The organism is Ciceribacter sp. RN22 (genome assembly GCF_024054295.1).
Classification (GTDB): domain Bacteria; phylum Pseudomonadota; class Alphaproteobacteria; order Rhizobiales; family Rhizobiaceae; genus Allorhizobium; species Allorhizobium lividum.
Genome location: NZ_JAMXLD010000025.1, coordinates 1 through 9,899 on the forward strand (window position 1 = coordinate 1; position 9,899 = coordinate 9,899).

The following is a 9,899-nucleotide window of genomic DNA, read 5'->3' on the forward strand; positions in this document are numbered from 1 at the left end:
ATTCGCGGCTGAACTTCCTTCGTTGCATTCCTTCGCTCCAGTTTCATTGGAAACACCTTAACTCGGTGTCCATGAAACCGGCAGCAGGCCAGACGATGGCGGCCTCATAGAGCTCCCGTGGGAGTTGCGAAAAGAACTGATAGAAGAGGAAGGTGTAAAGCGGACTTGCCACCCAGGGCACTATCTGAGCGACAAAGGTGTCCGACAAACCCATTCGGGACACCATGACCAAGAGGGGCATGAAAATTCCTTCTTGCGGTATGGCGTAGAGCGCGATCACAATCGCGAGGACAGCTAGCCGCCCCGGCAACCGACCCGAAGCGAGGACGAAGCCCGCCATGGAGTTGACGATGAGTCCCAGGACGACGGTGGTCGCGAGAATGAACAACGAATTCAACAGATAGCGGCCGAAAGCGAATTCGCCGGAGAAATGACCAACGTCGCGGAAATTGTTGAGCGTCGGGGCGTCCACCCAGAAGGCACGAGAGCTTCCCATGTCAGAGAGTATCTGAAAACGATCGTCCTTGAGCGCGGCGACCACCAACATGAAGAGAGGCGAGAGGACCACGAGTGCGACAACAAAGACGCTTGCCGCCTGAATGATGCGCAATCCGCCGGATGGGGCAGGCCGCACGCGTTTCCTCGATGAGGAGGTGAGTGTTTCAGACATAGAAAAGCCTCGTGAGCCTGCGTTGCACCAGAGCGATCACGAGAACGATAAGGGATAGGATCACGGAGACCGCCGACCCGTAGCCAAGCTTCTGCTCTTCGAAACCGACGCGGACCATGTAATGAACGACAGTCTCGGTTGTGGACTTCGGACCACCTTGGGTCAGAATGGCGACCTGTCCATAGAGCTTGAACGCCTGGATAGTCGTGACTACCAGAACAAAGACATGTGTCGGCCGCAAGCAGGGCATGGTGACGTGCCAGAACCGCCTCAGTGGTCCGGCGCCGTCGACGCGCGCGGCGTCATAGAGCTCGCGGGGGATGCTCTGCAATCCGGCGAGATAGATGACCATCTGGAAACCAAAGGCCTGCCAAGCCGATAGCAGGACGATCGAGAACATTGCCCAATCGGGATCTCCTAGCCAATCGATGGGCTGCAGGCGTTCGCCCGAAATGAACTGGACAATCCTGTTGAGGGGTCCCGCCGGATACTGGAAAAGCGTTCCCCATATCACGCAGACAACCACCACGGAGGTGATCGACGGCAGAAAAAGCATGACACGGAACACGCTCCGGAACGGTAGGTTCTGGTTCAGGACCATTGCCATCAAGAACGCGAACCCGCACTGAAGAGGCAGTACCCATGCCGCAAAGCGGGAGGTGTTCCAAAGAGATGTCCAGAACAGGTCATCTTTCAGAAGGCGCAGGAAATTCGTCACGCCGACAAAGCGAACCGGTGTCGGTCGCGGCACCAGGGGTTCATTGGTCATGGCGGTATAGAAGGACAGAAGAAATGGCGAGATCAAGAACACTGTCATCAGGATCACCGCCGGCGCCAGCATCACAAGCTCCTGAAGGATGCGGCGCCGGGCAAAGCTCGCGATCATGTTGGGTCGAGGCCTGCCACGACACGACGTGACGGAGGATTTTGACATGGGTTCCTCTCCGAGGGACTGGAAGGTGGAAACGGCTGAAAGCCGCCCCGACTGCCAAAGCTAGACAAGGTGATCCGCGCGGCTATTGAAGAGCGAACGGCGGATAACCGTCATTGTCGGCAATGTCCTCGTCAATCCGGGTCGCCGCAGCACCCAGCATTTCCATCACGTCACTGCCATTCAAGATCCGGTCCACCGCCTGCATGAAAGCCGAGGTGATGACCGGATAGGCCGGATGAGGCGGGCGCTGCTGCGCAGATCTGGATGCCTGGTCAAAGGCAATAGCGAGAGGCCCGCCGGGCGCGTAAAGCGGCGATTGCCGTGCAAATGTCTTGAGGCCCGGAAAGCCGCCCTGGCTTGAAACAAAATCACGAAATTCTCGGTCTTTCAGGAGGAAACCCAAAAACTTCCCGGCGAGTGCAGGAGACTTGGAGCTTGTTGTGATTCCGAAAATCCACGTGCCGTTCGGGCTGACGCTTCTCGCGCCGAACTTCGGCAACGGCATCACGACGATGTCATCCTTCATCGTCGCCGCCGCTTCGGCATAAACCCAATGACCACCCCAGGCGAGTGCTGCCCTTCGGCCAGCGTAGAACTGGTTGGTGCCCGAGGACATCGGCACTACCCAACCTTTCCGGACCCATGCCTGCAGCATCGTCAGGGCATCAGTGCATGGTTGGCTGTCGAGCGCTCCCTGCGCTTTCCACGTCGTCCGATCGATGAGATCGCAGCCGAACGAAGCGAGGATCGGCTCGAAGGCATAGGTGACCCACTCAGTCTTGATCCCGTAGCCCCGGAAGAGGTCGATTGGCCACTTGACATCTTCGAGGTCCGAAAGCCGATCAAGATAGTTTTCGAACTCTTCGCGTGTCCAGGCCTCGTCCACCGATCTTGGAATGCGCGCGCCTATCCTTTCCAGATACTTCCTGTTCCCGTAGAGGACGACGGTGCTGTCGGTCAGGCCAAGAGCGTAGAGCTGTTTGTCGATAGGATAGGTCCCCTGAGCCACGTTTGAGTCGGTCATGTCGTCGAGTACCTCCTTGTCGAGGTACGGCACGATCGGCCTCAGATATCCCGACCAGACATAGTTTGCGAGATACGGCGCATCGAGTTCGATGACGTCAGGGAGCCCTCCCGACATGACGACTGCCGAAAGCTTCTCGTTATAGGCGTCATGCGGAGCATAGATGAATTCTATCTCAACATCAGGATTGGCCGCCTCGAAGCGCTCGGCAACCTTGTTGTAGAGCATCGCCCATCCGGGATCTCCCTGATGCATGACCGTGAGTGTCGTCTTTGGTTCCGCGTTGACCGAGAGAGCGAGCAGAACGACAAAAGTAATCGACAACGAGAATAGCCGTTTATCCATCGTGATCATCTCCGCATCGTGCCCGTTGTTTCCCGATTGAATGGATATTCACCTGAGCAGCGGAATGGCTCCAAAGATCTGCTTGTAGCGATTTCCGTGGCGACTGCCTCTCCTGTATTTCGTGCCGCCGGGTGGTAGGCAGGGCCGCATCGGGCAATAAAGGATCGAATGACCACGGTATCAGCCGCGCACAGAGTGATCGCCCCGGGATCGCAGGGGATGGATTCGTCGGCGTAGTGCTCTGCAGACCTCCATGGCCGCTTTGCCTCCCGCGTCACGTGAACGGCGACCGGATCGGCAAGCTGGTTCTTACCGATCCGAGACGATGATGTGAAGCCGGCCTACTTTTTCAGGGCGTCCTTCAGGTTCTTTGCGGGGACAAATGTCAGTTTGGTGGTCGCGGGAACTTTCATTGCTGCGCCGGTCGCGGGGTTCCAACCCTGACGTTCGGGAAGTTGCTTCACCTTGAACTTCCCGAAGCCGCGGATCGCGGTCTCGGCGCCGGAGGCCGATGCAGCGGCGATGGCGGCGAACACATCCTCGACGATGGCTCTCGCATCGATCTTCGTCAGATGATGATCAGCGGCGATCTTGTCTGCGATTTCATTGATGGTTGTCATGTCTCTTCCTTTGCATTTTTTGGGCCTTCGGATGATCGGGCCGCTTGCGGCGGCGCGTCATACGCAAAGCCACTCTTTCGACGGTGGCTGCGACGCCTGAGCCTTCGGCATCTCCGGTGTGCGATGCCATGCCTTGCAGCCCGAAGGCCACGGGCAGAGCCACGCATGGGCGTGAGTGCCGGTATGGGGGCGGCGACAGATCAGCCTTGCCGGACAAGCCTGAGCAGAAACAGGAGGATGATGGCGCCGACGGTGGCGGCGATGATGCTGCCGAGGATGCCGCCACCAATTCCCAGTCCCAAGGCAGGGAACAAGAGGCCGGCAAGCAATGCGCCTACCACGCCGACAACGAGGTCACCGATGATGCCGAAGCCGCCGCCGCGGACAAGTTGGCTGGCAAGCCACCCGGCCACGAGGCCCACCAGCAGCAAGATTATCAGGCCTTGTACATCCATGGTACTTTTCTCCTTTCGGGTTGATCTGCAGATTGGATCGGAAGCTCGCCGGCCGCGGACCCCGACGGTTCGAGGATCATGAGGGCATCGATAGGCGCATTGAGACCGCGGTTATCGTCCTGGCGAACTGCAGGACGGATGAGGAGGATTGTGCGAGGATTACGGACGCTGGTTCTTCTGGTGCTGAGGAAAGAGCATTCGGCAGATGAGGCCGCCAACGGCTCCCCCGGCCAGAGGGGCGATCCAGAACAGCCAGAGCTGCTCCATCGCCCATCCCCCGACGATCAAGGCCGGCCCTGTGCTGCGGGCCGGATTGACGGACGTGTTGGTGATCGGAATGCTGACGAGGTGAATGAGGCAAAGGGCCAGCCCGATCGACAAGGGAGCGAACTGCGCGTTCGCGTCACGGTGCGTGCTTCCCATGATGATGAACACGAACACCATGGTCATGAGGAATTCGGCAGCGAAGCCCGCGTACAACGAATAGTGGCCCGGCGAATTCTCCGCATACCCGTTGGCTGCAAAACCCCTTGTGAGATCGAAGTCGGCAGATCCGCTGGCGACGAGCAAAAGGCAATAGGCACCCGCGATGCTTCCTGCGACCTGCACGAGCATATACGGAAGTACCTGGCCCGGAGGAAACCGGCCGCCGACTGCGAGGCCGAGCGTTACCGCCGGATTGAAGTGGCCTCCCGACACGTGTCCGACGGCATATGCCATGGTGACGACGGAGAGACCGAAGGCGAGGGAGACGCCGAGCAATCCAACCCCTGTGTCAGGGAAGCCGGCAGCGATCACGGCGGTTCCGCAACCGGTGAAGGTAAGCCACATGGCGCCGATGGCTTCGGCGATATATCTATCTGTTTTCATGATGTCCTCGGCGATGTTGCGTGACAGACGGGAAGGAATGGCGTGCAGACTAGAATTGATCTGGCCTGATGCGCGATTTGGAGGCTGCGCATCGTTTGACAGAGTCGGGATCGCGGATGACGGCAGCCAACGCCAGCCTGATGTAACGGGGGGCCTGGCGCTCACGCCAGAGCCGAAGTGCACGCGGACTGAGCCCCAGCCATGCGGCGAGTTCGCGTTCGGTGCATGCACGGACCTGACAGGCTTTTTCGATCATCGATCGCGTATTGGCTGGAACGGACGGATCACTCATTGGTCGGCTCCCGAGAACAGAAATGCGACGAGCAGGCAGTCCATGCTGACCGGCCGCGGCGCGGCTGTTGGTCGCAAAGGGAACAAATATCCGCGGAACATCGGCGAACCGTCATGACGTCAGCGACCGGACCAGACGATGGAAATGGCGACGCATCCGGGATTTGCCGGCATCAGCATGGCCTGCCCGCCTCCCGGGAGCGAGTAGACGGGAATTCCGTTGAGAGGCGACCGTGGCGTGGTCCCCTTCGGCAGAAGGGCCGCGGTTGCCTCGCAGGTTTCGGGAACCGGGACCACCCGCACCATCTGGCCTTCGCAGGAGGTGCCGACGGGCGCCGCAAACACCAGCCCGGCCGCGGGACCGACATATCCTGTCTCCGAGCGGTAGTTCATCCCGACGACACCCTGGAGTGAATGGAGGTCTGCATTCTCCTTGGCGCTTTGCGTCTGCAGCATGAACGGATTTCCGTTTGCGAGCGCCTTGCCAAGTGATCCGTAAACGCCGGCGCATGTGTTGATGCCGGCGCCGGACGCGTGTTCCAGAAACAGATTGACGTTGATGGGCCCGGCCTCCCCTTCGGGTTTCGCGGAGGGCACGGGGGGTGTCTCTGACGGTTGCTTGTCAGCACCGGCAGCATTCGCCGGCGATACAATGTGAACGGTGTACGGCTGTGGAATGAACGCGTCACCCGCAATCAGGCACAAGCCGGCGATTGCGACGGCTGGCCCGTGTCGGCGCCAGTGCCGCTTTGCCCAGAAAGGGGTCGCCTCTCCCGCGTCGCTCGCTGCCCACAGACGGTCACCCGACGCTATATTCTCGAGATGAAGTGATTTCGTCACAATATGATCCTTTTCCAATCAGCGCTTGTCTTCTCAGGCGATGGAAGTACCGCATGCCGGTTCAGGTGGCGGCGCCGGGTGAGGGCTCACCGACGCCGCCACCCCGCTCTGTGTGAAGCATGGGGGAGTGCTGCCACACAGATTTGAGAAGGCGGCAGGACATCGGCACGCGCGAGGCGGCCGGCTCGCCTGTCAGGTTTTACAAAGCTCGCAAGCAAGAATGCCGTCTCGCCGCTGCCCCCTTATTTTCATGTGCAGACCCATTCGCGAATGCGGCACTTGGATCCTGATGCCTGGCATTCGGCGAGCGACAAGGTCTCCGCTTCGTTTCTGGTCGTGGCGGATTTCGCGGCAAAGGCGGATCCGTCAATCACCCCGTTCCGATCCTGACCAACAGCCAGTGCCGCGCAATGGTTGTAGGGAAACCCGCTCCCGTCATCGTCATCCCAATGGCGGTGATTTCTGAACACACTGACCACGTCGCAAGCGCCGCCGCCCGTCCGCTCGCAGTGCTTGCGCGCGACGGCCTCGGCTTCGTCACGCTTGTCGGCGCCCCAGAAGAAGCCGTGTTTGCCGTCAGGTTGCGAATAGGCGATCGCACCCCAGATTCCCCGCTCTCCGAATGCCGGGGGCGCAGGAATATCCGCCTCCACCGCAAGATCGGCGGAGAAAGCGGCGCCGGCGCAGGAACACGCCAGCCACGCGGTGAGGAATATGACCATTTTCTTCATTGCGGGCCTCCTTTTGATGACAAGCCACGGCCCGTATTCGATGCCTTGGCCGGGATGGATGAGATCGTGGCGGATCTAACGGCTGTCATGGGGCGCCGGCCCTGGCGACGGAGACGACGATGCAGGTTGTGCCTGAAGGCAGCAGCAAGGCCTGACCGCCATTGTCCGCCAAGTCGAACACAGAGCTCTCGCCAAGGCTGCGGATAAGCTTACTTCCCGTCGGCAAGCTCCCCGAAACGCTGTCGCAAGACGCCGGAAGCGGGGCGACACGGACCATCGTTCCTTCGCAGGACGAACCGTTCGGCGCCGCAAAGACCAACCCCGCAGCCGGTCCGGTGTATTGCTCCGACTGATAATCCAGGCCGACCAACGCCTGGACCGGATGCCGGTCGGGTTCTTTCTCGTTCCATTCGCTCTGAACGGCGAACCGTGCCCCGTCGGTCAACATCTGGCCGAGGATGGGGAAAACCGTCGCGCACTTCTCAAGTCCCGCTTCGCGCGCGTGCGCCAGAAAGGGTGAATCGGGAAGGGCAGGTTGCGGCGCTGCGGGGACAGACACCGTCTGCGCACGCCCTCCGGAAGAGGCGAACGGGTTCGAATACTGCAGGAAGGCGATCGCTGCGCCCGCAGCAAGCGCTATGGCGAGAAGTGCGGCAAGCACGACCCAGAACGCCAGGCCGAACCCCGACCGGACCGCGGGTTGCGGATCGCCGGAATGTCGGACATTGCTCTCCCTGTCGCTTGCGGCCATGATCCGGTCATGAATGGATAGCTGGTTCATTGTTTCAGGCCCTTGTTCATTTGATCGCCTTGAGAGCCGTGGCGAGGCCCGCCAGTGATGCCGTGACCGAGACGGTTCGTCCCTCCTTCAGCGTGTACGAGACCGTCGGAGCACCTTGTTTGGCGATCTGCTCGCGCATGATCGGGCCGACCGGCATGACGCCGACGCAAACGGTCTCATTGCAGCCATCCAAGGCGACCTCGACGGCAGCCTTTCTGTCGGCGAACCCGAGAGAGATCTTCCCGTCCGCGGTCGCCGACGGCGGTACGCGCAAGATCATGAACGGCTTGCCCTCCCTTGTCGCAGCAAGCGACCAGCTGAAGGCAAGCCTGCCCGAGGCATCCTCTATGGTCTGGCTGATGTTGCAGACCATCTGATGGGACTTGAGGTTTTCGTCGCAGACCAACGTCCAGTTCTCGAACGGCCGGATGATCCTGCGATATTCGCCCACGGGTACGTCTGCAGGCACGATCACCTCCGAAGGTTTGATCCTGTATCCGGATGGAGGAAGGTCCTGACCGGCAACCGATGGGTCGCCGGTCAGGCACAGCCAGGCCAGCATCAGCAACAGAGGCTGAGAGGTCTTGATGGCTCTGCCGGTCATGTTGCCTCAGTTGAACGTGTAGCTGAGGCCGATACCGCCGCCCCAATGGCCGCCGGCCGTCGTTGCCGACAGGTTGGTACGCAGACGCCCGTCTTCGCTCGTATAACCCGCGCCGAAGGCAAGGGCGCCCTCACCTCTCCAGATACCGCCGCCGACCGCGGCACTCAGCTTGCCCGGCCGGTCGTCATAGCGCAGTGATGCCGCGGCGAGCCCGATGGCCGCCCCTTGCCGGGCTTCCGAACGGACGTCTCCGATCTCCTGGTTCAACTGACCGAACTTGTAATCCGTGTAGTTGTTGGCCTCGTTGAGAGTCGTTACCGCGACCTGGTCAGTATAGGTATTGGCCGTATCGATCGCGTAGCTCACCCGGGTGTCGGTATAGGTATTCGCCTCGGTGAGGGTGCTCGACAGACCATCTTTGAGCTGTCCGACATTCACGGCATCCGTATTCGCGACACCCGCCGCGACATTGGAGATCAGCACCGGCGCGTTCGGATCGCCACCGATGAGCGTGACGCTGTTTTTCTTGGTCCCGTCGGCGTTCTTGTCATAGAGAACCGCCCCGTCGTTGAGGTTGCCGATCCCTGCGGCCAGGCTGTCGATGGCCTGGTTGGTTGCAAAGAGCTGGCTGCCGTTGACCGCATCCGTCGAGGTCGCCGAAAGCTGGCCGGCCGCGACATTGGTGATCGTCCGTTCGGCGCCCACGCCACCCACGCTCACCGTGCTGGTGGCCGCAGTTCCGGCGAAGGTATAATTGTTGCCGTTGATGGTCGTGCCGGTGGTGTTGACGACGGCCTGGGTCGTCGAACCCGAGCCCAATGCAACATCACCGACATTATTGGCCGTAGCCCCCTGACCGAGGGCGACCGCCCCGGTGGCGCCGGTGGCAGTGGTTGCTCCATTGCCCATGGCTACGCTGCTGGCGCCATTGGCAACCGCCGTCGGCCCGACGGCGACGCTTTCCTGGCCAACCGCCTGGCTGTCCGCGGCACTCGAATTGGCGTGGAAATACTTCACGCCGGCGCCGTTGTTGATGTTGGTGAGCTGATTGTTGATCGACGTCAGGCTGCCATCCACGGCGGCGAAGGTGTCATAGACGGTCGTGTAGCTTCCGCCCTGCATCGTGTAGGTCGGGCCGCTCACGGTGCCATCCGCATTGACGCTCGCTCCGCCGCCCAGATGGGAGGCGATGCTGTTGGAAACGCCATAGAGCTGCGAACCGTTGATCGCGTCTGTCGATGACGCGTTGACCGCGCCGGCCGTCAGGTTGGTGATCTTCGTACCGGTCGTGCCCTCGAGCGTGATCGTGTCCTTCGGGTCGCCGACATTGCCATCATACTTGACGGCACGATCGTTGACCTCGCCGACTTGCGTTCCGATCGCCTCGACGGCCTGGTTGGTGGCAAAGAGCTGCGAACCGTTCACCGCATCCGTCGAGGTCGCCGACAACTGGCCGGAGGCGACATTGGTGATCTGCCGTTCCGCGCCCGCGCTGCCCACACTGACGACGCTCGTGGGGGCAGTGCCGGCGAAGTTATAGGTCGTACCGTTGATCGTCGTGCTGGCCGTCGCATTTGCCGTGCCTTCCACCGAGTTCTTGCCGAGCGCGACGCCGCCGGCCGTGGTGGCCTTCGCCCCGTCACCAAGTGCCGTGCCGCCGGCACCCGCCGACGCGCCAGCACCCAGCGCCACCGAATTGGTCGCTGTCGCACCCGTACCGATCGCAATCGTATC

At 61.0% G+C, this 9,899-nt stretch carries 10 protein-coding genes and 1 pseudogene; all 11 read right to left on the bottom strand.

The features are described from left to right. Positions 1–73: 73 nt before the first annotated feature. A pseudogene (locus NHF53_RS23170) lies at positions 74–670 on the bottom strand (carbohydrate ABC transporter permease); the annotation flags it as partial. After that, positions 663–1,556: a carbohydrate ABC transporter permease gene (locus NHF53_RS23175; protein ID WP_252836317.1), complete on the bottom strand. Its 894-nt coding sequence runs from the start codon at positions 1,554–1,556 to the stop codon at positions 663–665. The pseudogene NHF53_RS23170 and the gene NHF53_RS23175, both read right to left, overlap by 8 nt. Positions 1,557–1,686: 130 nt before the next feature. Continuing rightward, entirely contained in the window at positions 1,687–2,973 is a 1,287-nt protein-coding gene (locus NHF53_RS23180; RefSeq protein ID WP_252836318.1) for a sugar ABC transporter substrate-binding protein, read from the bottom strand. A gap of 341 nt (positions 2,974–3,314) precedes the next feature. After that, positions 3,315–3,593, bottom strand: a complete 279-nt coding sequence (locus NHF53_RS23185) for an HU family DNA-binding protein (protein ID WP_252836310.1) — start codon at positions 3,591–3,593, stop codon at positions 3,315–3,317. Between the two features lie 200 nt (positions 3,594–3,793). Further along, complete coding sequence (locus NHF53_RS23190) at positions 3,794–4,048, bottom strand: GlsB/YeaQ/YmgE family stress response membrane protein (protein ID WP_252836311.1); 255 nt, start codon at positions 4,046–4,048, stop codon at positions 3,794–3,796. A gap of 159 nt (positions 4,049–4,207) precedes the next feature. Continuing rightward, entirely contained in the window at positions 4,208–4,918 is a 711-nt protein-coding gene (aqpZ, locus tag NHF53_RS23195) for an aquaporin Z (RefSeq protein ID WP_252836312.1), read from the bottom strand. A gap of 411 nt (positions 4,919–5,329) precedes the next feature. After that, a complete protein-coding gene (locus tag NHF53_RS23200) occupies positions 5,330–5,806 on the bottom strand; it encodes a hypothetical protein (protein ID WP_252836313.1) in 477 nt (158 codons plus the stop codon). A gap of 491 nt (positions 5,807–6,297) precedes the next feature. Continuing rightward, positions 6,298–6,780 (bottom strand): DUF4189 domain-containing protein, encoded by a 483-nt coding sequence (locus tag NHF53_RS23205; protein WP_374591322.1) that lies wholly within the window; start codon positions 6,778–6,780, stop codon positions 6,298–6,300. Positions 6,781–6,865: 85 nt separating this feature from the next. After that, positions 6,866–7,561 (bottom strand): hypothetical protein, encoded by a 696-nt coding sequence (locus tag NHF53_RS23210; RefSeq protein ID WP_252836314.1) that lies wholly within the window; start codon positions 7,559–7,561, stop codon positions 6,866–6,868. 16 nt (positions 7,562–7,577) lie between these two features. Further along, the gene (locus tag NHF53_RS23215) at positions 7,578–8,165 is read right to left on the bottom strand and encodes an invasion associated locus B family protein (protein ID WP_252836315.1); all 588 of its coding nucleotides are present in this window, start codon (positions 8,163–8,165) and stop codon (positions 7,578–7,580) included. 6 nt (positions 8,166–8,171) lie between these two features. Then, on the bottom strand, positions 8,172–9,899 hold a 1,728-nt coding region (locus tag NHF53_RS23220), incomplete at its 5' end, for a YadA-like family protein (protein WP_252836316.1).

Bases quoted from the DNA above. Each gene is read 5' to 3' on its own strand.
- NHF53_RS23175 (WP_252836317.1), bottom strand. From the start codon at position 1,556: ATGATCGCGAGCTTTGCCCGGCGCCGCATCCTTCAGGAGCTTGTGATG.
- NHF53_RS23215 (WP_252836315.1), bottom strand. From the start codon at position 8,165: ATGACCGGCAGAGCCATCAAGACCTCTCAGCCTCTGTTGCTGATGCTG.
- aqpZ (WP_252836312.1), bottom strand. From the start codon at position 4,918: ATGAAAACAGATAGATATATCGCCGAAGCCATCGGCGCCATGTGGCTT.
- NHF53_RS23185 (WP_252836310.1), bottom strand. From the start codon at position 3,593: ATGACAACCATCAATGAAATCGCAGACAAGATCGCCGCTGATCATCAT.
- NHF53_RS23210 (WP_252836314.1), bottom strand. From the start codon at position 7,561: ATGAACCAGCTATCCATTCATGACCGGATCATGGCCGCAAGCGACAGG.
- NHF53_RS23180 (WP_252836318.1), bottom strand. From the start codon at position 2,973: ATGGATAAACGGCTATTCTCGTTGTCGATTACTTTTGTCGTTCTGCTC.
- NHF53_RS23190 (WP_252836311.1), bottom strand. From the start codon at position 4,048: ATGGATGTACAAGGCCTGATAATCTTGCTGCTGGTGGGCCTCGTGGCC.
- NHF53_RS23205 (WP_374591322.1), bottom strand. From the start codon at position 6,780: ATGAAGAAAATGGTCATATTCCTCACCGCGTGGCTGGCGTGTTCCTGC.